The organism is Kitasatospora sp. NPDC059408 (assembly GCF_042751525.1).
Taxonomy (GTDB): Bacteria; Actinomycetota; Actinomycetes; order Streptomycetales; family Streptomycetaceae; genus Kitasatospora.
The window spans coordinates 43,461-65,564 of record NZ_JBHYWI010000014.1; the positions used below are offsets into that span (position 1 = coordinate 43,461).

At 74.2% G+C, this 22,104-nt stretch carries 22 protein-coding genes; 7 read left to right on the top strand and 15 right to left on the bottom strand.

Features of this window, described 5'->3' with window-relative positions; genetic code table 11:
- The first annotated feature begins 7 nt into the window (after positions 1 to 7).
- On the top strand, positions 8 to 925 hold the full coding sequence (locus ACFXDE_RS12225; RefSeq protein WP_380493421.1) for a 1-aminocyclopropane-1-carboxylate deaminase/D-cysteine desulfhydrase: 918 nt from the start codon (positions 8 to 10) through the stop codon (positions 923 to 925).
- A 15-nt stretch (positions 926 to 940) separates the two neighbouring features.
- On the opposite strand, the gene ACFXDE_RS12230 is transcribed toward ACFXDE_RS12225, so the two are convergent.
- Both ACFXDE_RS12230 and ACFXDE_RS12235 read right to left on the bottom strand, forming a co-directional pair.
- Positions 941 to 2,431: an LCP family protein gene (locus ACFXDE_RS12230; RefSeq protein WP_380493423.1), complete on the bottom strand. Its 1,491-nt coding sequence runs from the start codon at positions 2,429 to 2,431 to the stop codon at positions 941 to 943.
- A 119-nt stretch (positions 2,432 to 2,550) separates the two neighbouring features.
- Positions 2,551 to 3,018 (bottom strand): MarR family transcriptional regulator, encoded by a 468-nt coding sequence (locus tag ACFXDE_RS12235; RefSeq protein ID WP_329931053.1) that lies wholly within the window; start codon positions 3,016 to 3,018, stop codon positions 2,551 to 2,553.
- 121 nt (positions 3,019 to 3,139) lie between these two features.
- Between ACFXDE_RS12235 and ACFXDE_RS12240 the strand changes: the two genes are divergently transcribed.
- Together ACFXDE_RS12240 and ACFXDE_RS12245 are read left to right on the top strand one after the other, a co-directional pair.
- Complete coding sequence (locus ACFXDE_RS12240) at positions 3,140 to 4,165, top strand: NADP-dependent oxidoreductase (protein WP_380493425.1); 1,026 nt, start codon at positions 3,140 to 3,142, stop codon at positions 4,163 to 4,165.
- 351 nt (positions 4,166 to 4,516) lie between these two features.
- Positions 4,517 to 5,011 carry a DUF3145 domain-containing protein gene (locus ACFXDE_RS12245; RefSeq protein WP_359969683.1) on the top strand — a complete coding sequence of 165 codons (495 nt, stop codon included), beginning with the start codon at positions 4,517 to 4,519 and terminating at the stop codon, positions 5,009 to 5,011.
- Between the two features lie 80 nt (positions 5,012 to 5,091).
- Here ACFXDE_RS12245 and fabF read toward each other — a convergent pair whose 3' ends face one another.
- The 5 genes from fabF to ACFXDE_RS12270 form a co-directional block, all read right to left on the bottom strand.
- Entirely contained in the window at positions 5,092 to 6,360 is a 1,269-nt protein-coding gene (gene fabF, locus ACFXDE_RS12250; protein WP_380439278.1) for a beta-ketoacyl-ACP synthase II, read from the bottom strand.
- A 133-nt stretch (positions 6,361 to 6,493) separates the two neighbouring features.
- On the bottom strand, positions 6,494 to 6,742 hold the full coding sequence (locus ACFXDE_RS12255) for an acyl carrier protein (RefSeq protein WP_380439280.1): 249 nt from the start codon (positions 6,740 to 6,742) through the stop codon (positions 6,494 to 6,496).
- A gap of 80 nt (positions 6,743 to 6,822) precedes the next feature.
- Positions 6,823 to 7,854, bottom strand: coding sequence for a beta-ketoacyl-ACP synthase III (locus ACFXDE_RS12260; RefSeq protein WP_380439283.1), 1,032 nt, complete (start codon positions 7,852 to 7,854; stop codon positions 6,823 to 6,825).
- Between the two features lie 150 nt (positions 7,855 to 8,004).
- Positions 8,005 to 8,955, bottom strand: a complete 951-nt coding sequence (locus ACFXDE_RS12265; RefSeq protein WP_380439285.1) for an ACP S-malonyltransferase — start codon at positions 8,953 to 8,955, stop codon at positions 8,005 to 8,007.
- 90 nt (positions 8,956 to 9,045) lie between these two features.
- Positions 9,046 to 10,242, bottom strand: a complete 1,197-nt coding sequence (locus tag ACFXDE_RS12270) for a PucR family transcriptional regulator (RefSeq protein ID WP_380439440.1) — start codon at positions 10,240 to 10,242, stop codon at positions 9,046 to 9,048.
- Between the two features lie 206 nt (positions 10,243 to 10,448).
- On the opposite strand from ACFXDE_RS12270, the gene ACFXDE_RS12275 reads away from it, so the two are divergent.
- Positions 10,449 to 11,225: a pirin family protein gene (locus ACFXDE_RS12275; protein ID WP_380493429.1), complete on the top strand. Its 777-nt coding sequence runs from the start codon at positions 10,449 to 10,451 to the stop codon at positions 11,223 to 11,225.
- 54 nt (positions 11,226 to 11,279) lie between these two features.
- Here ACFXDE_RS12275 and ACFXDE_RS12280 read toward each other — a convergent pair whose 3' ends face one another.
- Entirely contained in the window at positions 11,280 to 12,119 is an 840-nt protein-coding gene (locus ACFXDE_RS12280) for a serine hydrolase domain-containing protein (protein ID WP_380439289.1), read from the bottom strand.
- 118 nt (positions 12,120 to 12,237) lie between these two features.
- On the opposite strand from ACFXDE_RS12280, the gene ACFXDE_RS12285 reads away from it, so the two are divergent.
- The 3 genes from ACFXDE_RS12285 to ACFXDE_RS12295 all read left to right on the top strand — a co-directional run bounded on the left by ACFXDE_RS12285 (position 12,238) and on the right by ACFXDE_RS12295 (position 14,895).
- Complete coding sequence (locus ACFXDE_RS12285) at positions 12,238 to 12,741, top strand: MerR family transcriptional regulator (RefSeq protein WP_380439291.1); 504 nt, start codon at positions 12,238 to 12,240, stop codon at positions 12,739 to 12,741.
- Entirely contained in the window at positions 12,738 to 13,751 is a 1,014-nt protein-coding gene (locus ACFXDE_RS12290) for an aldo/keto reductase (protein ID WP_380493431.1), read from the top strand. The genes ACFXDE_RS12285 and ACFXDE_RS12290 overlap by 4 nt, the downstream gene beginning before the upstream one ends.
- A 166-nt stretch (positions 13,752 to 13,917) precedes the next feature.
- Positions 13,918 to 14,895 (top strand): helix-turn-helix transcriptional regulator, encoded by a 978-nt coding sequence (locus tag ACFXDE_RS12295; protein WP_380439294.1) that lies wholly within the window; start codon positions 13,918 to 13,920, stop codon positions 14,893 to 14,895.
- Positions 14,896 to 14,935: 40 nt separating this feature from the next.
- On the opposite strand, the gene ACFXDE_RS12300 is transcribed toward ACFXDE_RS12295, so the two are convergent.
- From ACFXDE_RS12300 to ACFXDE_RS12330, 7 genes are all read right to left on the bottom strand, one after another.
- On the bottom strand, positions 14,936 to 16,153 hold the full coding sequence (locus ACFXDE_RS12300; protein ID WP_380493434.1) for an alpha/beta hydrolase: 1,218 nt from the start codon (positions 16,151 to 16,153) through the stop codon (positions 14,936 to 14,938).
- A 212-nt stretch (positions 16,154 to 16,365) separates the two neighbouring features.
- Positions 16,366 to 16,710: an MmcQ/YjbR family DNA-binding protein gene (locus ACFXDE_RS12305; protein ID WP_380439298.1), complete on the bottom strand. Its 345-nt coding sequence runs from the start codon at positions 16,708 to 16,710 to the stop codon at positions 16,366 to 16,368.
- 87 nt (positions 16,711 to 16,797) lie between these two features.
- Complete coding sequence (locus ACFXDE_RS12310) at positions 16,798 to 18,027, bottom strand: acyltransferase (protein WP_380493436.1); 1,230 nt, start codon at positions 18,025 to 18,027, stop codon at positions 16,798 to 16,800.
- 38 nt (positions 18,028 to 18,065) lie between these two features.
- Positions 18,066 to 19,187, bottom strand: coding sequence for an alpha/beta hydrolase (locus tag ACFXDE_RS12315; RefSeq protein WP_380493438.1), 1,122 nt, complete (start codon positions 19,185 to 19,187; stop codon positions 18,066 to 18,068).
- 117 nt (positions 19,188 to 19,304) lie between these two features.
- Positions 19,305 to 19,979 (bottom strand): response regulator, encoded by a 675-nt coding sequence (locus tag ACFXDE_RS12320; protein ID WP_380439304.1) that lies wholly within the window; start codon positions 19,977 to 19,979, stop codon positions 19,305 to 19,307.
- Complete coding sequence (locus ACFXDE_RS12325; protein WP_380493441.1) at positions 19,976 to 21,277, bottom strand: sensor histidine kinase; 1,302 nt, start codon at positions 21,275 to 21,277, stop codon at positions 19,976 to 19,978. The genes ACFXDE_RS12320 and ACFXDE_RS12325 overlap by 4 nt, the downstream gene beginning before the upstream one ends.
- Positions 21,278 to 21,383: 106 nt before the next feature.
- Entirely contained in the window at positions 21,384 to 22,079 is a 696-nt protein-coding gene (locus ACFXDE_RS12330; RefSeq protein WP_380439308.1) for a TetR family transcriptional regulator, read from the bottom strand.
- Positions 22,080 to 22,104 lie beyond the last annotated feature (25 nt).

The window sequence follows — 22,104 nt, forward strand, 5'->3', positions numbered from 1 at the left end:
TGGGACGGTGCTCGAACCCGCTCTGCTGCCGACCCCGCTGGTGGACTGCACCGACGAGGCGCTCGCCCGGGCCGGGGTCGAGCTCCGGCTCAAGCGGGACGACCTCCTGCACCCGGCCGTCCCCGGCAACAAGTGGCGCAAGCTCGGGCCCAACCTGGCGGCGGCGGTCGAGCAGGGCCACACCCGGCTGCTCACCTTCGGCGGCGCGTACTCCACGCACCTGCGCGCGGTCGCGGTGGCCGCCGCGGCGCTGGGGCTGGAGAGCGTCGGACTCGTCCGCGGCGACGAGCTGGCCGGCCGGCCGCGCAACTGGTCGCTGCGGGCGGCCGAGGCGGCCGGGATGGAGCTCGCCTTCCTGTCCCGCACGGAGTATCGCGAGGCGACCGGCCGCGATGGCTCCGCCGATGCGGAGGGCCGGGCGGCGCTGCAACGGCGGTGGGGCCCGTGCCTGGTGCTCCCCGAGGGCGGTTCCAACGCGCTCGCCGCGATCGGCGCGGCGGCGATCCCGGCCGAGCTGACCGACCTCGGCGCCCGTGACGTCGTCTGCTGTCCGGTCGGCACCGGCGGCACGCTGGCCGGGATCGCGGCCGGCCTGCCGTCCGGCGCCCGGGCGCTCGGCGTGGCGGTGCTGCGCGGCGGCGCGGGTTACCTGGAGGACGAGGTCGCGCGGCTCCACCGGGCCGCGTACGGGCGGGAGTTCGGCAACTGGCGGATCGACCACGCCCACCACGGCGGCGGCTACGGCAAGGTCCGGCCCGAACTCGCCGCCTTCGCCGAGCGGTTCGAGCGCCGGCACGGCGTCGCGCTGGAGCGCCGGTACGTCGCGAAGCTCCTGGCCGCCCTCCACGACCTGGCCGCCGCGGGGGAGTTCCCCCGCGGCACCCGTCTGACGGCCGTCGTCACGGGCCTGCCGGACCCGGTCTGAGCCCTGCCCGGTGTCCTACCCGAACGTCAGGTTCGTGCAGGGGTCGGTGTCGGCGTTGCGCTCGTTCTCCGCTATGCCCGTCGGGATCCCGCCGGGCACCGTCGCGGTCGGGCTCGGGCTCGCGCCCAGGTCGTTGATCTGGGTGCCGGCCGGCTGGTAGTCGCGGCCGAGGGTGACGGTGACCGCCCCGCTGCCGGGTTCCTCGACGGCCTTGGCGCCCGGGAAGAGGGCGGCCACCTGGTCGGCGGCGGCCTTCAGCGCCGGGTCGTAGGAGACCTGGGTGGTCTGCCGCCCGGGGTCGTTGGCGCCGAGCGTGACGTTCGTGAAGCCGCGCGCCTTGAGCGCCGCCGCGCCGGAGCCGGCCAGGCCCGAGGTGCCGACCCCGTTGACCACGATGACCGGCGCCGCGGCCTGCTCGGGCGCGAGCGGACCGGCGGAGGCGGACGCCGTCGCGCCGGCGCTCGCGGACGCGGTGGCCGCGCCCGTGCCCGCGGTGCCCTGACCGTCGAGGGTGCGGTCCTCCTTGAGCAGCTTCCACAGGGTGTCCGCGTCGGGCTGCACCAGCCGGACGCGCTCCCCGGCGAAGCGCCAGGGCGCGGTGACGAAGGTGACGTCGGAGAGCTTGATGTCCTGGACGGACCGGGCGAAGTCCACGAGCTTCATCGCGGTGCCGAGGCCCTCGTCCACGGTGAGCGACTTGGTGGCCGCGTCGGCCAGCGGCAGCAGGGTGGGCAGCGAGAAGCCCTGGGCCTGGACCTTCTTGATCATCGAGGAGAGGAAGGCCTGCTGGCGCTTCATCCGGCCTATGTCCGAGCCGTCGCCGATGCCGTGCCGCGTCCTCAGGTAGTCCACCGCGGACTGCCCGGAGAGCTTCTGCAGGCCCTTCTTGAGGTGGATGCCGTACTGGTCGACGTCGTTGGGCACGCAGGCGTCCACGCCGCCGATGGCCTCGGTCATCGCGGCCGCGCCCTTGAAGTCGACCACGACGGTGTGGTCGATCCGCAGGCCGGTGAGGCTCTCGACGGTGTTCTGCGTGCAGGCCGGGTTGCCGTGCGCGAACTGGCCCAGGCTGAAGGCCGAGTTGAACATCTGGTCGTTGCGCGGCCTGGTCCAGGTGCCGTCCTGCAGCTTGCAGGACGGGATCGTGACCAGGGTGTCCCGGGGTATCGAGACGCCGACGGCGTGCTTGTGGTCCGCGTATATGTGCACCAGGATCGCGGTGTCCGAGTTGCCGACGCCCTCGTCGCCGCCGCCGAGCGCGTCGTTGCCGTCGTCCCGGGTGTCCGAGCCGAGCAGCAGGACGTTGACCGGCACCTGGGCGCCCGGCGTCGCCGGGGCGGGCGCGGGCGGGCGCTCGGTGGCGACGCCGCCCGCGTCGAACGTGGTGATGTTGTGGTCGAGCCGGTGGTAGAACCAGGCCCCGGCCCCCACGACGGACAGCACCAGGACGGCGGCCAGGCCGATGGCGGTCCGCAGGAAACGCCGCCTGGGCGAGCTGCTGCTCATCGTCGCGGTCCCCCCGTCTTCGTCTGTTGCTGTTCGGTGTTCGAACATTAGACGTTTCGGGAAGGCGTTCGGTTACCTCGGTGAAGGTCCGGGTTCGGCGCCCGCGCCTGTGATGCTGGTCACGCTCCGGGTCCGGAGGCGCCCGTGAGCATCCGTCGGAGCAGGTCGCGCAGGACCGTCCGCTCGTCCTGGCCGAGCGCGGCCAGCGGCTCGCGGGCGAAGTTCAGCGACTCGCGCAACTCCTCGGAGGCGGCGGCGCCGCTGTCGGTGGCGGCGACGAGCTTGACCCGGCGGTCCTGCCGGTCGGCCTCCCTGGTCACGAAGCCGCGGGACTCCAGGCGGTCGACGATGCCGGTGATGTTCGACGGCTCACAGCTGAGCGTCTGGGCGATCTGCCGCATCGGCATCGGCCCCCGGCGCAGGAGGGCGAGCACCTTGGCCTGGGCCCCGGTGAGCGACCGGGCGGCCGCGGCGTCCTCGTACTCGCGGTGGAAGAGTGCGACCAGGTTGGCCATGAGGTCGACGACCTCGCGGGTGATCTCGTCGGGCTGCTGCGGCGTGGCGGCCGCGGTCGGCTGCGTCTCCATGGGGCACAGTCTACCTGAAAAGTTGACAACCTGAACCTTTCATGTCCATCGTTACTTCATTCACTCAACCTTTCAGGTGTGAGACACCGCCGATCACTCCCAGGAACAAAGGAACAATCCGATGGCAGAGCAGGCAGCGCCGGCCACCGCCCGTGAGTGGCACCTCGCCGCGCGTCCGCAGGGCTGGCCGGTCCCGGCCGACTTCGCCCTCGTCGAGGCCCCGGTCCGCACCCCCGGCCCGGGCGAGATCCTGGTCCGCAACGCCTTCCTCTCGGTCGACCCGTACATGCGCGGCCGGATGAACGACGTGAAGTCCTACCTGCCGCCGTTCCGGCTGGGCGAGGCCATGGACGGCGGCGCCGTCGGCTACGTCGTCGCCTCGGAGGCCGAGGGCTTCGCCCCCGGCGACGCCGTGCTGCACGGCCTCGGCTGGCGCGAGTACGCGACCGTCGACGCCAAGCGCGCCGTCAAGGTCGACGCCACCGCCGCCCCGCTCTCCGCCTACCTCGGCGTGCTCGGCATGCCCGGCCTGACCGCCTACGCGGGCCTGCTCGCCGTGGGCGCCCTCAAGGAGGGGGACAAGGTCTTCGTCTCCGGCGCGGCCGGCGCGGTCGGCTCGCTGGTCGGCCAGATCGCCCGGCTCAAGGGCGCCTCCCTGGTGGTCGGCTCGGCCGGCTCCGCGGAGAAGGTCGCCAAGCTGGTGGACGAGTACGGCTTCGACGCCGCCTTCAACTACAAGGACGGCCCGGTCGCCGAGCAGCTCGCCAAGGTCGCCCCGGAGGGCATCGACCTCTACTTCGACAACGTCGGCGGCGACCACCTGGAGGCCGCGCTCGGCGCGCTCGGCGTGCACGGCCGCGCGGTGCTCTGCGGCGCCATCGCCCAGTACAACGACACCACCGCGCCCGCCGCCCCGCGCAACCTCGCGCTCGCGATCGGCAAGCGGCTACGCCTGGAGGGCATGCTGGTCGGCGACCACGCCGCGCTCCAGCCGCAGTTCGTCGGCGAGGTCGCGGGCTGGCTCGCGGCCGGTGAACTCCGTTCCGACGAAACCGTGGTGGACGGCTTCGAGAACGCGGTGGAGGCCTTCATCGACCTGCTGCGCGGCGCCAACACCGGCAAGATGGTCGTCCGCCTGGGCGCCTGACCCGTCATCAGGGAATCCGACCGCCCCGCCGCCCGCCCGGGCGCGCGGGGCGGTTTGCATGCACGGCGCAGGGAGGGGCGTCGCACTACCGTATTCCGGCCGGATCCGAAAGCACGTCATCCATCGTGCGGGGCGGCGCGGTACGGTGGTCCCGCCTGGCGATGGGGCCGTTCGGGGGAGAGATCCGGCCGAGGGGTAGACCTCGTTGAGGATTCGACTAGCATTGAGCGAAAGCCTGTCCGTTTTGCTCAATTTAGTGGCTTAATGTCGGCAAACGTGGGTAACTGTGGATCAACTGCAGGCACGAGGCAGCTGGGGAAGGCGACCCTCGTCCACAGCCTGGAGGTCCCGGTGACGACACGTGGAGTTCTCTACATCCACTCCGCGCCCCGCGCGCTGTGCCCGCACGTCGAGTGGGCCGTCGCGGGAGTGCTCGGTGTGCGGGTGAGCCTGGACTGGATCCGCCAGCCGGTCGCACCCGGACACTGGCGCGCCGAGCTCTCCTGGCAGGGTGAGCCCGGTACGGCCTCGAAGCTCGCCTCCGCGCTGCGCGGCTGGCAGCTGATGCGGTACGAGGTCACCAGCGAGCCCTGCGCCACGGCGGAGGGCGAGCGCTACAGCAGCACGCCCTCGCTCGGCATCTTCCACGCCGTCACGGGCATCCACGGGGACATCCTGATCCCCGAGGACCGGCTGCGCGCCGTCCTGCTGCGCGCCCGCAGCGAGGGGGCCGACCTGGAGGCCGAGATCTCCCGGCTGCTCGGCAAGCCCTGGGACGACGAGCTGGAGCCGTTCCGGTACGCCGGTGAGGGTGCGCCGGTGCGCTGGCTGCACCAGGTGGTCTGACCTCCGGCACGCACCCCCGGAACGACGGAAGGGGCCGGCGCTCACGAAGAGCGCCGGCCCCTTCCGGACGTACGGGCGGGTCAGCGGGTGCGGAAGGCCAGCACCACGTTGTGGCCGCCGAAGCCGAACGAGTTGTTCAGCGCCGCGATCCGGCCCTCGGCGGGCAGCGCGCGGGCCTCGTCGCGCACGATGTCCGCGTCCACGTCGTCGTCGAGCTCCTCGACGTTGATGGTCGGCGGGGCGAGCCGGTTGTAGAGGGCCAGCACGGTGGCGACGGTCTCGATGCCGCCGGCGCCGCCCAGCAGGTGGCCGGTCATCGACTTGGTGGCCGAGACGGCGATGTGGTCCAGGTGCTCGCCGAGCTCCTTGCGCAGCGCCTTCAGCTCGGCGGTGTCGCCCTGCGGGGTCGAGGTGGCGTGCGCGTTGACGTGCACGATCTCGGCCTTGTCGAGGGTGTTGCGGTCGAACAGGTCGGCCAGCGCGCGGGCCACGCCGGCGCCGGTCGGCTCGGGCTGGGCGATGTGGTGGGCGTCCGAGGACAGGCCCTGGCCCACGGCCTCGCAGTAGATCCGGGCCCCGCGGGCCTCGGCGTGCTCGACCGACTCCAGCACGACGACGCCGGCGCCCTCGCCGAGGACGAAGCCGTCGCGACCCTTGTCGTACGGGCGCGAGGCGCGCTCGGGGTCGTCGTTGTTCTTGGACATCGCCATCATGTTGGCGAACGCGGCGATCGGCAGCGGGTGGATCGCGGCCTCGGTGCCGCCGGCCACCACGACGTCGGCGCGGCCGCTGCGGATCATCTCGATCGCGTAGCCGATCGCCTCGGCGCCGGAGGCGCAGGCGGAGACGGGGGTGTGCACACCCGCGCGGGCGCCGACCTCCAGGCCGACGTTGGCCGCCGGGGAGTTGGGCATCAGCATCGGGACGGTGTGCGGGGAGACCTTGCGGGAGCCCTTCTCCTTCAGTACGTCGTACTGGTCGAGGAGGGTGGTCACGCCGCCGATGCCGGAGGCGATGACCGCGCCGAGGCGCTCGGGGGCGAGCTTGGAGGACTCGTCGGTGGCCGGGGTCTCGTAGCCGGCGTCGGCCCAGGCCTCGCGGGCGGCGATCAGCGCGAACTGCGCCGAGCGGTCCAGCTTGCGGGCCAGCGGGCGGGGCAGGATCTCGCCGGGGTCGACCGCGGTGCGGGCGGCGATGCGGACGGGCAGGTCCGCGGCCCACTCCTCGGTCAGGGCCGACACTCCGGAACGGCCCGCCACCAGGTTCTCCCAGGTGGTGGCGGCGTCGCCGCCCAGCGGCGTGAAGGCGCCGATACCCGTGACGACCACGGTACGGTTTTCAGCGGTCACTGGTTCTTCTTCTCTCACGTTGGTGCGGGGTCGGCGGCGAGCCGGGGGGTGGGGCCCGGCCGGGCGCCCGGTGGGGGCGGCCCGGCCGGCGGGTCGGCCGACTCGGCGAGCCGACCGACGATCACGCGACCGCTCAGGCGGCGTTGGTGACGATGTACTCGACGGCGTCGCCGACGGTCTTCAGGTTCTTGACCTCGTCGTCCGGGATCTTGACGTCGAAGCGCTCCTCGGCGGCCACGACGACCTCGACCATGGAGAGCGAGTCGACGTCCAGGTCGTCGGTGAACGACTTGTCGATCTGGACGTCCTCGGTCGGGATGCCGGCGATCTCGTTGACGATCTCGGCGAGACCTTCCAGGACCTCGGCCTTGTCCATAGCCATACTGGCTGCTCCTCTTCGGTGTTGAACGCGTCCGACCGGCGGACGGACGCAGGCTTGCGGATGAGTGGGGCGAAACGCGCCTAGGGGAGCGTAACGACTGCCGCGGCGTACACGAGACCCGCCCCGAACCCGATGATCAGCGCGAGGTCTCCGCTGCGGGCCTCGCCGCTCTCCAGCATGCGCTCCATCGCCAACGGGATGGAGGCCGCCGAGGTGTTCCCGGTTTCGGTGATGTCGCGGGCGACCGGCACCGAGTCGGGCAGCTTGAGGGCCTTGATCATGGCATCGGTGATGCGCATGTTGGCCTGGTGCGGGATGAAGGCGCCGAGCTGGTCGGCGGTGATGCCGGCGGCGTCCAGCGCCTGCTGGGCCACCTTGGCCATCTCCCAGACGGCCCAGCGGAAGACCGTCTGGCCCTCCATCCGCAGGGCCGGCCACTTGGCCTCCTCACCCGCGCCGTTGACGGCGTCGGGCTTGGCGAACGCGGTGTCCCAGGCCTGGGTCTGCGAGATGACGTCCTTCTGCGAGCCGTCCGAGCCCCAGATCACCTTGCCGATGCCGGGGGTGTCGGAGGGGCCGACGATCGCGGCGCCGGCGCCGTCGCCGAAGATGAACGCGGTCGAGCGGTCCGACTGGTCGGTCAGGTCGCTCAGCCGCTCGACGCCGATCACCAGCACGTACTCGGCGCTGCCACCGCGGATCATGCCGTCGGCCAGGCCCAGGCCGTAGCCGAAGCCGGCGCAGGCGGCCGAGATGTCGAAGGCCGGGGCGGTGCCGCAGCCCAGGCGCTCGGCGATCTCGGTGGCGATCGCGGGGGTCTGCTTGAGGTGCGAGACGGTCGCGACGATGACGCCGCCGATCTGGTCGGGGGCGATCCCGGCCTGGGCGATGGCCTTGCCGGCAGCCTGCACCGACATCTCGGCGACGCTCTCCTCCGGACCGGCCCAACGGCGCTCGGCGATGCCGCTGCGGGTGCGGATCCACTCGTCCGAGGACTCGATCCACTCCAGGACCTCGGAGTTCGGGATCACGCGGACGGGACGGTAACCGCCCACGCCGTGGATCCGTGAGTACTCGGCCCCGGTCGAAGGACGAATCTGCGGCTTGCTCATGCGGCCACCTCGCTGCGCTCGGCGGTCGCTTCGCAAGATGCGCACCTGCTGATCATTCGTTCGCTGTGCTCACTCATGCGGCCACCTCGCTGCGCTCGGCGGTCGCTTCGCAAGATGCGCACCTGCCGATCATTCGTTCGCTGCGCTCACTCATGCCTGGCTCTCCTGGTCCTTACCGCCGTGCTCCGCGATCAGCTCGCGAGCCTTGTCGAGGTCGGCGGGGGTCTTGAGGGCGAGCGTCGCCACACCCTTGAGGTTGCGCTTGACCAGGCCGGTGAGCGTGCCCGCGGGGGCCAGCTCGATCACGGCGGTCGCGCCCAGCGCGGCCAGCGTCTCCATGCAGAGGTCCCAGCGGACCGGGTTGGAGACCTGCGACACCAGACGCTCCAGCACCTCGGTGCCGGAGGAGACCACCGCGCCGTCCCGGTTGGAGACGTAGCGCACCTGCGGATCGGCCACGGTCAGGGTCGGGGCCAGCTTCGCCAGCCGCTCGACGCCCGGGGCCATGTGCTCGGTGTGGAAGGCGCCCGCCACCTTCAGCGGGATCAGCCGGGCGCCGGTCGGCGGGTCCGCCTTCAGCGCCTCCAGCTGGGCGAGCGTGCCGGCGGCGACGATCTGGCCGCCGCCGTTGTTGTTGGCCGGGGTCAGGCCGTGCTCGGTCAGCTTGGCCGCGACGGCCTCCGGGTCGCCGCCGAGGACGGCGGTCATGCCGGTCTCGGTGACGGCGGCGGCCTCGGCCATCGCGCGGCTGCGCTCCCGGACGAAGGTCAGCGCGTCGTGGGCGCCGAGCACACCGGCGCCGGCGGCGGCGGTGATCTCACCGACGCTGTGGCCGGCCACGGCGCCGACCAGGGAACGGGCGGCGGTCTCGTCGGGGAAGAGCGCGCGGGCGGTGACCAGGCCGGCGGCGACCAGCAGCGGCTGGGCGACGGCGGTGTCCTTGATCTCCTCCGCGGAAGCCTCCGTGCCGGCGTGCAGGAGGTCGAGTCCGGCGACCTCCGACCAGCCGCTCAGGCGGTCGGCGACACCGTCGACCTCCAGCCAGGGGCTGAGGAAACCGGGGGTCTGGGCACCCTGTCCAGGGGCGACGATTACGAGCACGGTTCAACCCTCTCTCGCCAGGCGCCCGGGGGCGGGTAGGCGACGGTAACGAAGAAAACCATCCGGGATTGTAAGTTCCCTACATCCTGGTCAGCCCTGCTCGCCGACGGACGTCAGTCGGCCGAGGGCCAGGGCGATCCGCAGCGTGAACGCCGATCGAACGTCCGATGGCGCGTAGCCCGTGACGTCGGTCACACGTCGGAGCCGGTAGCGCACCGTGTTCGGGTGGACGAAGAGCATCCGGGCGGCGCCCTCCAGCGAGGAGGCCTGCTCCAGGTAGACGCTCAGCGTCTCCAGCAGGGCCGAGCCCGCCTCGTCGAGCGGTGTGTAGATCTCCTCCACCAGCTGGCGGCGGGCCGCCTCGTCGCCGGCGAGCGCGCGTTCGGGCAGCAGGTCGTCGGCCAGCACCGGGCGGGGGGCGTCCGGCCAGGCGGCGCAGGCCCGCAGGCCGGCCGCGGCGGCGTGCGCCGAACGGGTGGCCGAGAGCAGGTCGGGCACGGTCGGGCCGACCACGACCGGGCCCGGCGCGAACTGGCCGATCAGCGCCCGGGCCGCGTGCACCGGCTCCTTGTCGCCGCCCACCACGACCACCAGGCGCTTGCCCAGGACGCCGGTCAGCACGTTCAGCTTGGCGTAGCGGGCGGCCCGGCGGATCGCCTCGACGACCAGCTCGCTGTCGCCGTCCGGGGCGCTGCCCATCACCACCCGGACCTGGCTCGGCTGGCCCCAGCCGAGCGCCGCGGCGCGCGAGAGCACTCCCTCGTCCGCATCGCCGGAGAGCAGCGAGTTGACGACCAGCGCCTCCAGCCGGGCGTCCCAGGCGCCGCGCGCCTCGGCCGCCTGGGCGTAGACCTGGGCGGTGGCGAAGGCGATCTCCCGGGCGTAGACCAGCACGGACTCGCGCATGTCCGCCTCGTCGCCGGGGGCGGCCACCTCCTCGATGGCCTCCTCCATCACCTCGATCGTGGTGCGGATCAGCTCGACGGTCTGGCGCAGCGTGATCGCCCTGGTCAGCTCGCGCGGGGCGGTGCCGAAGACGTCGGTGGAGATCGCCTGCGCGGCCTCCGGCTGGCGGTACCACTCGGTGAAGGCGGCGATGCCCGCCTGGGCGACCAGGCCGATCCAGGAGCGGTGCTCCGGCGGCATCCGCCGGTACCAGCCGAGCTGGTCGTCCATCCGCGCGATCGCGGCGCTGGCCAGCTTGCCCGAGGACTTCTCCAGCCGCTTGAGCGTCGCGGCCCGGCGCTCGGCGCGGTCCGCGGCGTTTCTGCGCTCCTGCGGGGTCAGGCGCGGCGCGGAGCGGCCGGGGCGGTGGCGGCCCGGTGCGGAGGCCGGGGCCTTCCCGCCCGGCGCGGGATTCTCGGTGGGGTCGCTGGTGGCGTCTGAGGAAGCGGCTGGCACAAGGACAAGACTGCCTCACGTGAGTCACTGCTCGTGCACACCCCCCGGCGGAGCGCCGCGGTGGCACCCGTCACACCGGTTACGGTGGGGCCGTGACCGACGCCCCCGCCCGCCCCCGCGCGGACCACCGCCGCACCGCCGAGCGTTACCTCTCCACCCCGGCGGAGGGCGTCGAGACCAGGCACGCGTTCTCCTTCTCGGGGCACTACGACCCGAAGAACACGCACTTCGGCGCGCTGCTCGCCTGCAACGAGGAACTCCTCGCGCCCGGGGCCGGGTTCGACGAGCACAAGCACCGGGACACCGAGATCCTCACCTGGGTCCTGGAGGGCGCGCTGGCGCACCGGGATTCGCACGGCCACAGCGGCGTGGTGCGCCCGGGGATGGTCCAGCACCTGAGCGCGGGCTCGGGCGTGACCCACACCGAGCGCAACGTCGGCGGTGCCGAGGGGCCGGTCCGGTTCGTCCAGATGTGGCTCCAGCCGGACGCGTTCGACGCGCCCCCGGCGTACGGGCTGCGCCGGGTGGAAGCGGCCGCGGACGGGTTGACGCTGCTGGCCTCCGGGCTGGAGCGCGACGCCGGGGCGGACGTCCTGCGGCTGCGGCGCAGCGACGCCGCGCTCTGGCTGGCGACCGCGGGGCCGTGGCAGCCGCTGCCGCGACTGCCCTCCGCCGCTTGGCGCTACGCGCATCTGACGGCCGGCGCGCTGGGCTACCGGACGGTGCCGGGCCCGAAGGGCGAGGGGCGTTCGATGGTGCCGGGGGACAGCGTGCGGATCACCGGTGACGCGTTCGCGGATCCGTCGGCCGGTGGGACCGGCGCCGAACTCCTGCTGTGGGAGATGCACTCGTCGGTCTCGTACGGCTGACTCGGCCGGCTGACTCGGCCGGCCAGCCCCCGGCAGCCAGGCCAGTCCCGGCAGCTAGGCCAGCCCCGGCAGTTCGGCCAGCACCGCGTCGGACAGCTGCGGCCAGGCCTCGGCCGCCCAGGGGCCGAAGTCCCGGTCGGTGAGGGCGATGCAGGCGGCCCCGGCCGCCGGGTCGACCCACAGGAAGGTGCCGGACTGGCCGAAGTGGCCGAAGGTCGCGGGGGAGTTGGCGGTGCCCGTCCAGTGCGGGGTCTTGCCGTCGCGGATCTCGAAGCCGAGGCCCCAGTCGTTGGGGCGGCGGTGGCCGTAGCCGGGCAGCACGCCGCTGGTGCCGGGGAAGGCGACCTCGCGGGTGGCCCGGTGGACGGTGGACGGGTCGAGCAGCTTGGGGGACTGCAGCTCGGCGGCGAACCGGGTGAGGTCGGCGAGCGTGGACAGGCCGCCGGCGCCGGCCGGGGACTTGTGGGCGGTGTTGACCAGGGTGTCGTGCATGCCCAGCGGCTCGAACACGGCCTCGGCGGCGTAGCGCGAGAACTCGATCCCGGCGGCCGTGGCGAGAGCGTTCGCCAGCGCGTCGAAGCCGGCGTTGGAGTAGAGGCGGCGCTTGCCCGGCTCGCCGAACACCCGGTCCTCGTCGAAGCCGAGGCCGGAGGTGTGGGCGAGCAGGTGGCGGACGGTCGAACCGGGCGGGCCGGCCGGGTCGTCGAGCTCGAAGACGCCCTCCTCCACGGCGACCAGCGCGGCGTAGGAGGTGAGCAGCTTGGTCACCGACGCGAGCGGGAACAGGTGCTGCTGCGGTCCGTGCGAGCCCAGCACCGCTCCGTCCGAGCCCCGGACGACCGCCGCGGCGGCGTGGGGGACGGGCCAGTTCTCGATCATCCGCAAGCTCTCCATGGGCCCGACTCTAACGGGGCTCGAAAGCGGGTGGCGGGACCACCCGGTTGTGAGGCTTGCTTGGAGTGCACTCCAACTAGGTAGCGTCGTCGTCATCACGGCACAGGGGGTATCGGTCATGGCCACACTCGCACCCGTCGAGGTCGATCTGCGGAGCTGTTCCGAGGTGTTCGGCCGGCCGGTCGGCGATCCGGACCGGACTCCGCGGCACACCATCAGCGAGGTCTCGGCGGCCAGTGGACTGACCACGCACACCCTGCGCTGGTACGAGCGGATCGGCCTGCTCGACCCGGTCGACCGCGCGGTCGGCGGCCAGCGCCGCTACTGCGACGCCGACCTGCACCGGCTGGCCTTCCTCGGCCGGCTGCGGCTGACCGGCATGTCGGTGGCGGACATGCTCAGGTACGTCGACATGGCCCGCGAGGGCGAGCGGACGTACGAGGGCCGGCGGCAGCTGCTGGTGACGCAGCGCGAGGAGGTCCGCCAGCGGATCGCCGACCTCCAGGCCACTCTCGCCGTCCTCGACTACAAGATCGATCTCTACGCGGGGAAGATCGCCGACGCCGCCGGCGCACCCGTCCAGTGCCAGTACTACCGAGCAGAGGAAGAGCAGCGAGCATGACGCACCCCGCACTCCCCACCGCCCGACTCGGCGCCGACGGCCCGCTCGTCGGTGTCCAGGGCCTCGGCTGCATGGGCATGAGCGAGTTCTACGGCCCGACCGACACGACCGAGTCGCTGGCCACCCTGGACGCCGCCCTGGAGGCCGGCGTCACCCTGTTCGACACGGCCGACATGTACGGCTCCGGCCACAACGAGGAGCTGATCGGCCCGTTCGTCCGGGCCAACCGCGACCGGGTGGTGATCGCCACCAAGTTCGCCATCGAGCGCAGGGCGGAGGACCCGGGCTACCGGGCCGTCCGCAACGACCCCGAGTACATCCGGGGCGCGGTCGACGCCTCACTGCGCCGGCTGGGTGTCGACGTCATCGACCTCTACTACATGCACCGCCGCGACCCGGCCGTGCCGCTCGCCGAATCCGTGGGCGCCATGGCCGAGTTGGTGCGGGCCGGCAAGGTGCGCCACCTCGGGCTCTCCGAGGTGACCGGGGCCGAGCTGCGCGAGGCGCACGCCGTCCACCCGATCGCCGCGGTGCAGTCCGAGTGGTCGGTGTTCTCCCGCGACGTCGAGCGCTCGGTGGTGCCGGCCGCGGCCGGGCTGGGCGTCGCGTTCGTGCCGTACTCGCCGCTCGGCCGGGGTTTCCTGACCGGTTCCTTCCAGGACGCCGAGCAGCTCCCGGCCGACGACTTCCGGCGCACCCAGCCGCGCTTCACCGGCGCCAACGCGAAGGCCAACGACGCCCTGCTGGAGCCGGTGCGGCGGATCGCGGCGGACCGCGGGGTGACGCCGGCCCAGGTCGCGCTGGCCTGGGTGCACCAGCGGGCGCAGGTGCACGGGCTCACCGTCGTGCCGATCCCCGGCACCCGCAAGCGCACCCGGCTCGCGGAGAACACCGCCGCCGCGACGCTGGAGCTCCACCCCGCCGAACTGGCGCTGCTGGAGCCGGTGGCCGGCGAGGTGGCCGGGGACCGCTACCCGAGCATGGCGAACACGCAGGTCGAGCGCGAGTAACGGCCTTCGGGGCCGGGCGCGTTCGGCCCGGGGGGCTGCGCCGGCTCCCCGGGCCGCTCGCGTACGGCGGGTCAACTCCCGGTAATCGAACGGGATTTCGTATCGAGCGGGCAATCTCCGGGTAAAGCCTGACAACGGGCGTCATGATTGCTGCGATTCTGCTGCCATGAAGGCCGACCGGCTGCTCTCGATCCTCCTGCTGCTGCAGACCCGCGGCCGGATGCCCGCCACGGAACTGGCGGAGCGCCTGGAGGTGTCCGTCCGCACCATCTACCGCGACGTGGAGTCGCTCGCCGCGGCCGGCGTCCCGGTGTTCACCGAGCGCGGCCGGCGCGGCGGCATCGGCCTGCTGCCCGGCCACCGCGCCGACGTCGGCGGGCTGACCGGGGACGAGGCCCGCGCGCTGCTCGTGCTGTCAGCGCGGGGCGCGCACGGCGAGCTCGCGCTGGACGGGGCGCTCGGCTCGGCGCTGCGCAAGGTGATGGCGGCGCTGCCGGCGCCGGAGCCGCCCGCCGGCGGGCGCGGCGGCGAGCGCGTCCTGGTCGACCCGCCGCGCTGGCTGCCGAGCGGGGCCGGCGCCGCTGCCGGGCCGGACCTGGGCGAGCTGCAGTACGCCGTCTTCGCCGACCGGCGGCTGCGCCTGCGCTACCGGCACGGCGGCACGCCGGTGCCGGTGGAGTACACCGTCGACCCGTACGGCCTGGTGAGCCGGGCCGCGCTCTGGTACCTGGTGGCCGACCTGAACGGCGAGCCCCGGCTGTTCCGGGCCGACCGGGTGCTGGCCGCCGAGACGGCCGAGGAGCCGGTGCGCCGCCGCCCCGGGGCGGGGCTCGGCGACGTGTGGGCGGGGCTGCGCGAGCACGTGGAGCGGCGGCCGAACGAGCTGCCGGTGCGGGTGCGGGTGCGGCGCGGGCGGCTGGACCTGTTCGTCCGGGTCCACGGCGGGCGGGTCACCGCGCAGCCGCCGGAGGCGGGCGCCGGGCCGGCCGAGGAGTGGGTCGAGCTGGCGATGGCGTTCCCCACGCCGGCCGCCGTCCGCGCGCTGCTCGCCTTCGGCCCGGAGGCCGAGGTGCTGTCCCCGCCCGCCGCCCGCCGGGAACTGGCCCGGGCGGCGGCGGAGGCGCTGAGGCTCTACCAGGAGTAGGGCGTGCCTTTCGCCCCCGGCCTTGAGCTCCCGGCGGGGATCAGGAGCCGGACTGCGGCCGGAGGACGACGTCCTGGTAGTGGCCGAGCGAGATCGCCGCGAAGTTGTGCAGGCTGTCGGTGCCCTCGGTGAAGTAGCCGTTGTGGCCGGCCGCGCGGGCCGAGGAGATCTCCTCGGCGCCGAAGCCGGAGGACGTCGGGTCGGCGCCGTGGCCCAGGCCGCCGACCTCCAGGTACGGGACGTTGCCGATCCAGTCGCTGGGGTTGCGGGTGGCCCACACCTTGACGCCGGTGCCGAGCTCGCTGGTGCTCTGCACGCCCATGCCGGGGCTGCCGAACACCATCATGTCGGTGACGCCGGAGGTGTCGGACGGCGAGGCCGCGGCGCGCGGGATCTCGGGGGCGGCGTCGCCGCAGACCACGGACCCGTAGGAGTGGCACAGCAGGGACGGCGGCGCGTCCGGGCGGGTGGTCTCCTTGAGCCCGGCGAGCAGGCGCTGCAGCCGGGGCGCGCCGATGTCGGCGAGGCGGGAGGTGACGGCGTCCGGGCCGAGGCCGGAGGGAGTGACGTAGCCGGTCCAGGCGATCACCGCGGTGCGGGTCTTCGGGGCCTGCTTGTGCTCCTCGGCGTACAGGGCGCGGGCCATGCCGGCGGGGGAGCGCAGCGGGTCGGCGGCCTGGTCGAAGTGGCCGAGGTCGGCGTCCGAGCCGGGCACCAGGACGGAGACCCGCTCGGCGTCGGCGAGGTCGCCCCACACCTCGGTGACCAGGCCGCGCCCGCGCGGGTCGAAGGCGAGGACCTGGCGGTCGGGGGAGAGCAGGTGCTCGACGTCGTTGGCGCGGGAGACGGCCAGCGCGCGGGCGTCGGAGTCGAGCTTGGGGTCGTTGGCGCGGGCGCGGGCGGCGTCGCGCTCCTCGGTGAGGGCGATCCGGTTGGCGCGGTAGCGCAGGTCGAGCGGGGCGCCGTCGAAGTTGCCGACGACCAGCGGGTACTGCCGGATCAGCCGGTCGAGCTCGGTGGGGGCCAGCGAGGCGAAGAACTCGGCGGCGGCGGCCGGGGTGGTGGTGGCCGGGTCGGGCAGGCCGCGGCCGAAGGAGTGGTCCTGGACCCAGGCGGCGCTGCCGGCCGGGGGCGTGCTGATCGCCAGCTGCTCGGTGGAGGCGGCGGCCGCGGCGGCCGAGGCGCCGGCGTCGGCGAGGACCGCGAAGCCCGCGAACGCCCCGATCAGTACACGCTTCCAGCGTCGACGGTTGCGCACCGCACCAACTCCCTTGGGCCCGTCACCATGTCCTGGGCGGGGCCCGAGGGGTGCGTCAGACTGCGAACTTCCCTCCGCAAGCGTAGAGGTCACGGGAGGGTGACGGACACGCCCAAACTGTGGGATGGATCACATGAACCGTGGGTGTCCGGTTCGCGTCCTCCCGTGGTCCGGGACGCCCCGCCGGGCCGGGGGCGCCGTCGTCCCGGGCGTCACCGCGCCCCCTCGTCGAACTCCCTGACGAGTCGCTTCGGCGCGGTGCGCCGCCAGGCCTCGGTGACCAGGTCGCGGAGCTCCTCGGGGTCGACGAGGTCCAGCCGGACGCTCACCCAGCCGTGCCGGCCGACGTAGGGGGCGGACGAGAACACCTCGGGTTCGGCGGCCAGGAGTTCGGCCTGGTCCTCGGGACTGGCCTTGACGGTGACCCGCTCGCCCTCGGGGGAGCCCATCGCGAAGATCCTGGCCCGCACCCGCAGCGTCTCGATCTCCCACGTCGGCTCCTGCGCGGCCTCCGGAAGGGCCAGGGCCATCGCGCGGAACTCGTCGAACGTCACCATGGCGGCAGGTTAGAGCACGCCACCGACAACGCGCCCCCGGTGCGCGCCGAGGCGCTCCGGGGGCGTGTGCCGGCTGGGGCGGGCGGGTCACACCACGCCCAGCGCGTACGCGGTGAACAGGGCCGCACCGGCTCCGGCCACGGCCTTCCACGGGCGGGAGAGGGCCGTCCACGGCGCGTCGAACCGCCGGGCGAACCAACCGATCGCCACCAGTGCGGCCGCGAACAGCGGGAGCAGCGCCAGCCGGGCGGCCACCCAGGCGAGGGAGTCCGGCGCGGTGGTCAGCCCGGGGACGGCGCCGAGGCCGGCGGCGCCGGGCACCGCCACGGCGAGCATCGCGGTCTGGTGCCAGCAGAAGACCGTCATCGCCGACAGGTTGACCACGACCACCGGCAGCCACAGCAGCGGACGGCGGTTCAGCAGCCGGCCCAGACGCTCCCGCAGCAGCACCGCGGCGCCGCACTGCGCCGCCGCCAGGGCGAGCACCAGCAGGGACGGCGGGTGCGAGTTGGTCCGCTCGACGCCGGGCACGCCGACCATGCTCGCCGGGTAGTGGAACACCAGCAGCAGCGCGGCGAACAGCACGGCGCCGCCGCCCAGCAGGACCCGCGCGGCCCGGCGGTCGAGCCGGCCCCGCGCCCACAGCACGCCCAGCTGGTAGCCGAACAGCCAGCCCGGCAGGATGTTGACCAGCCCGACCCAGGACGGCACCGCCTCCGCCCACGGCCCGTACCGCAGTGCGTCCACCACGGCGACGACGGCCACCAGGAGCCCCGCCGACCACGCGCCGAGCCGACGGGCGGCGGCCAGGCAGGCCGAGGTGAGCGCGGTCACCCCCAGGTAGACGGCGATGTACCAGAGCGGCTGTACCACCAGCGTCGCGCCGGTGCGGACGGTGCCGGCCGGGACGCCGAGCCGGGGCAGCACCGGGATCAGCACCGCCCACACCGCCGTCACGCCGAGCACCGGGCGCAGCAGCCGGACCGTCCGGGCGCGCAGCCAGCCCCCGTAGGTCGTGCCCCTGGCGCGGGCGCGGTCCAGCGAGCGGACCGAGGAGTAGCCGCCGACCAGGAAGAACACCCCGAGCATCTGCAGCACCCAGCTGACCGGGGCGAAGCCGCCGAGGGCGGAGAGCGGGCTGGCGTTGTGCAGGGTGCCGTCGGGGTCGCGGGTGAAGCCGCCGAGCATCCAGTGCCCGAGCGGGACGGCGAGCAGGGCGAGGGCGCGCAGGCCGTCGAGGGCGCGGTCGCGGTGCGCGGGGGTGCGGGCGTCGACCTCGTGGGCGGCGCGGCGCAGGGTGGTGAGCGGGTGGGCCATGGCGGTGCTCCTTCTCCGGTTGCGGCGGTCCGGGCTGGTCAGCGGCCCTGCGCGAGGGCGGCGTAGGCGGTGAGCGAGGCGGTGCCGGGGGCGAAGTAGCCGGTGTGGCCGTGCGAGCCGGTGGACGGCAGGGGGCGGGCGCCGAAGTCCGGGCCGGTCGGGTCGGCGCCGTGGCCGAGGCCGAACAACGAGACGTTGGGCACCCGGCCGATCCAGTCGGAGTCGTTGCGGGTGGTGGCCCAGAGCGGGACGCGGGGGTCGAGGTCGGCGGCGGAGCCGACGCCCATGCCGGGCGAGCCGAGCACCACCACGCCGGAGGCCTGTGCGGGGCCCGGGTGGGCCAGGCCGCAGACGACCGAGCCGTAGCTGTGGCAGAAGACGGTGGCCGGGGCCTCGGGGCGGGTGCTGACGGCGAGCCCGTCGAGCAGCCGGGCCAGCCGGCCGGCGCCGGCGCGGGCCAGGTCCTCGGTGGCGGCGTCCACGCCGAGTCCGACCGGGGTGGTGTAGCCGGCCCAGGCGATGACGGCGGTCGTCCGGCCGGTGGCCTCGTACAGGGACCTCGCCATGCCGGCGGGGGTGCCGTACGGGTCGGCGGCGCGGTCGAAGTTCAGCAGGTCGATGTCGGAGCCGGGGACGACGACGGCGGTGCGACTCGCGCCGGCCAGGTCGCCGTAGACCTCGGCGACCTGGCCGCGGCCGCGCGGGTCGAAGGCGAGGACCTGCCGTCCGCCGTCGAGCAGGGTGCGGTAGCGCTCGGCGCGGGTGCGGGCGGCGGCCTGGTCCTGCGGGGTGAGCGCCGGGTCGGCGGCGCGGGCGGCTTCCCGGTCGCGCTCGGCGGCGAGGGCCAGGGCGTTGGCGTGGTAGCGGAGTCGGACGGGCGCGCCGTCCAGGTTGCCGACCACCAGCGGGTGCCGGGCGGCGAGGGCCTCGCCCTGGGCGGGCGTCAACCGGGCGAAGAACGCGGCGACTTCGGCCGGGTCGGTGGCGGCCGGGTCGGGCAGCCGGAGGCCGAGGGCGGTGTCGGCCGTCCACGCGGCGCTGCCGGGCGGCGGGCCGGTGACGGGCTGCTGCGTGTCGGCGGCCCAGCCGCCGGCGCCGAGTACCGCCGCGAGGGCCACCGTGGCGGCGGCGATCGCACGCCTGGCCCGAAACTTTCCCATCTTCCCGTGCTCCCTTGTCCGTTGCTCACTGGCGACGGAGAGGAAGGTAGGAACGGGAAGGCCCCGCGGACGTCACACCGCGGGGCCAAGTCGGGGGTGCTACCCCGGTACTACCTGCTACCCACCAGGGGTCACGAGCCCGGACTCGTAGGCGAGCACGACCGCCTGGGCGCGGTCACGCAGGTCGAGCTTGGCCAGGATCCGGCCGATGTGCGTCTTGACCGTCTGCTCGGCCAGCACCAGGCGGCCGGCGATCTCCTGGTTGGACAGGCCGCGGGCGATCAGCTCCAGCACCTCGGTCTCGCGCGGGGTCAGGCCGTTGAGCCGCACCTTGGGGTCGCGCCGGCGGGCCGGGCGGGTGCGGGCGAAGTCCTCGATCAGCCGGCGCGTCACCGAGGGCGCGAGCAGCGCCTCCCCGGCCGCGACGACCCGCACGGCGGCGATCAGGTCGGCCGGCGGGGCGTCCTTCAGCAGGAAGCCGCTCGCCCCGGCGCGCAGCGCCTCGTACACGTAGTCGTCCACGTCGAAGGTGGTCAGCATCAGCACCTTGGGCCGGTGCGCGCCCGGCACGGCCGGGTCGAGCAGCCGGCGGGCCGCCTCCAGGCCGTCCATGCCGGGCATCCGGACGTCCATCAGGACGACGTCCGGGTGGGTGCGGCCGCTGACCTCCAGGGCCTGCGCGCCGTCCGCCGCGTCCCCCACCACGTCGATGTCGCTCTGGGCGTTCAGCAGTGCGGCGAAGCCGGCCCGCACCATGGCCTGGTCGTCGACGATGATCACGCGGATGGTCATGCGGGTGTCTCCCGGGCGGGGTCGAGGGGCAGGACGGCGGCCACCTTGAAGCCGCCGTCCGGCAGCGGGCCGGTGTCCAGCCTGCCATCCACGAGCCGGACGCGTTCGCGCATGCCGACCAGCCCCTGCCCGGTGCCCTCGGCCGTGGCCTCCAGCGACTCGCGGCGTTCGGGCGGCGGCGCGTTCACCACGGTGACCAGCAGCTCGGGGCCGGCGGCCGTGAGCGACACCCAGGTCCGCGCCCCGGGCGCGTGCCGGACGACGTTGGCCAGCGCCTCCTGGACGATCCGGTACGCGGAGAGGGCGACGGCCTGCGGCACCCGCCCCGCCAGTCCCGGATCCGCCGTCAGTTCGGCCGGCACCCCGGCCCGGCCCACCGTCTCGACCAGTTGGCCGAGTTGCTCCACGCCCGGCTGGGGCGCCGTCTCGGCCGCGCTCTCCTCGCTGCGCAACACCCCCAGCAGGCGCCGCATTTCGGCGAGCGACTCGCGGGCCGAGCCGGCGATCGCGGTGAACTCCTCGACGGCCTCGTCCGGGACGCCGCCGATCCGGTACGGCGCGCTGGCCGCCTGCACCGCGATCACCGACATGTGGTGCGCCACCACGTCGTGCAGCTCGCGCGCGATCCGGGCGCGCTCCTCCAGCAGCGTGCGGCGCTCGCGCTCGGCCTCGCTGATGTGCTCCTGCTCGGTGAGCAGCCGGCGGGCCTCGGCGCGTTCCCGCAGGGCGCCGCCGAGGACCAGGACCGCGCCGCTGAGGGCGATCGCCAGCAGGCTGTTGTCCCCGCCCCAGTCGCGCACCGCGCCGAGCACGGAGAACACGAGGCTCACGGCGGTGGTGGCCAGCCACACCGCGACCAGGGTGCGGCGCGCCTCGCGGAGGGCGAGCGGCACCATCAGCAGCAGGTACCCGACCAGGTTGGTGGCCGGCCAGGGGAAGACCGGCGCGGTCTTGGTGGCCGTGGCGAGCACCACCGCGGCCGTGAGGAGGTCCGTCAGCCCGATCATCCACCAGGCGGGCAGCGGCCGGGCGGGCGCCAGGAGCAGCGGCGCGGTCTGCGCGACGGCGAGGGCCGCCGCGAGCCCGGTGTCGATCCCGTAGTCGTTGGCGAGCACGTTGATCGAGCTGGGCAGCAACGCGGAGATCGCGGCCAGCGCGAGGACGTACGGCAGGTAGCGCAGCCAGGGCCGGCGTGACTGCGCCAGGAGCGGCGTGTGGTCGGTGGACGGGCTCAGCAGCGCGACGAACAGGGCGCGCGGGGACGGCCGGCGGGGCTTCCCGGTGGGCGGGGCGATCATCCGGCCAGCGTAGGGGCGGGTGGCGCGGTCGGCGTCGGACCGGGGACCGGATCGCGCCTAGTACTCCGGTATGACTCCGGCCATGACTCCGGCGTGTCCCCGGGTGCTACGAGCGCCAGTGGCCGGCGAGGGCGGGGCCGAGCTGGTCGAAGTGGCGCTCGATCACGGCGATCATGCCCTCCGGGCCGGCCGGTTCCTGGTCGGCGGTCCAGGAGAGGTGGGCGGCGCGCAGCACGCTGCCGAAGACGGCGGCGAGGACGGTGGGGCGCAGGTCCAGGGCCGGGTCGAGGCCCTCGCGCTCGGCGATCACCTGGACCACGACCCGCTCCTGTTCGGTGACCCGGCGCAGGTGGGCGGCGAGCAGGGTGGGGGTCTCCTCGATCATCCGCATGAGTTCGAGGGCGCTGTGGATGGAGCCGAGGCCGGTGCGCTCGGCGCTCCCGAGGTCGCGCCAGGCCTTGACGATCGAGGCGCGCAGCGCCTGGAGCGGGGTCTCGGCGGCGGGGCGGTGGCGCAGGCACTCGATGAAGTAGTCCTCGGCGTCGGCCATGACGGCGAGCGCGACCTCGTCCTTGTTGGCGAAGTAGCGGAAGAAGGTGCGCTGGGAGACGTCGACGGCGGTGGCGATCTCGTCGACGGTGGTCCGCGCGAAGCCCTGGCCGAGGAAGAGGACGTGGGCGGCCTGGACGAGGGCGTCGCGGGTCTGCTGCTTCTTGCGCTCCCGCAGTCCGGGCACCCGCCCCGGCGGGGTGATCGGCGCGGGGCCGGTCGGGGCAGCGGGGTGGGGGGCGTGAGCGGCCATGGCGGGGCCTTCCGGGCGCGGGTGC

What these genes read in the sequence shown, in the direction of transcription:
- ACFXDE_RS12260 (WP_380439283.1), bottom strand. Translation starts at nt 7,854, where the DNA reads ATGAGCAAGCCGCAGATTCGTCCTTCGACCGGGGCCGAGTACTCACGG.
- ACFXDE_RS12295 (WP_380439294.1), top strand. Translation starts at nt 13,918, where the DNA reads ATGAAGGCCGACCGGCTGCTCTCGATCCTCCTGCTGCTGCAGACCCGC.
- ACFXDE_RS12305 (WP_380439298.1), bottom strand. Translation starts at nt 16,710, where the DNA reads ATGGTGACGTTCGACGAGTTCCGCGCGATGGCCCTGGCCCTTCCGGAG.
- ACFXDE_RS12255 (WP_380439280.1), bottom strand. Translation starts at nt 6,742, where the DNA reads ATGGCTATGGACAAGGCCGAGGTCCTGGAAGGTCTCGCCGAGATCGTC.
- ACFXDE_RS12240 (WP_380493425.1), top strand. Translation starts at nt 3,140, where the DNA reads ATGGCAGAGCAGGCAGCGCCGGCCACCGCCCGTGAGTGGCACCTCGCC.
- ACFXDE_RS12330 (WP_380439308.1), bottom strand. Translation starts at nt 22,079, where the DNA reads ATGGCCGCTCACGCCCCCCACCCCGCTGCCCCGACCGGCCCCGCGCCG.
- ACFXDE_RS12235 (WP_329931053.1), bottom strand. Translation starts at nt 3,018, where the DNA reads ATGGAGACGCAGCCGACCGCGGCCGCCACGCCGCAGCAGCCCGACGAG.
- ACFXDE_RS12285 (WP_380439291.1), top strand. Translation starts at nt 12,238, where the DNA reads ATGGCCACACTCGCACCCGTCGAGGTCGATCTGCGGAGCTGTTCCGAG.
- ACFXDE_RS12310 (WP_380493436.1), bottom strand. Translation starts at nt 18,027, where the DNA reads ATGGCCCACCCGCTCACCACCCTGCGCCGCGCCGCCCACGAGGTCGAC.
- ACFXDE_RS12280 (WP_380439289.1), bottom strand. Translation starts at nt 12,119, where the DNA reads ATGGAGAGCTTGCGGATGATCGAGAACTGGCCCGTCCCCCACGCCGCC.
- ACFXDE_RS12315 (WP_380493438.1), bottom strand. Translation starts at nt 19,187, where the DNA reads ATGGGAAAGTTTCGGGCCAGGCGTGCGATCGCCGCCGCCACGGTGGCC.
- ACFXDE_RS12325 (WP_380493441.1), bottom strand. Translation starts at nt 21,277, where the DNA reads ATGATCGCCCCGCCCACCGGGAAGCCCCGCCGGCCGTCCCCGCGCGCC.
- ACFXDE_RS12290 (WP_380493431.1), top strand. Translation starts at nt 12,738, where the DNA reads ATGACGCACCCCGCACTCCCCACCGCCCGACTCGGCGCCGACGGCCCG.
- ACFXDE_RS12320 (WP_380439304.1), bottom strand. Translation starts at nt 19,979, where the DNA reads ATGACCATCCGCGTGATCATCGTCGACGACCAGGCCATGGTGCGGGCC.
- ACFXDE_RS12230 (WP_380493423.1), bottom strand. Translation starts at nt 2,431, where the DNA reads ATGAGCAGCAGCTCGCCCAGGCGGCGTTTCCTGCGGACCGCCATCGGC.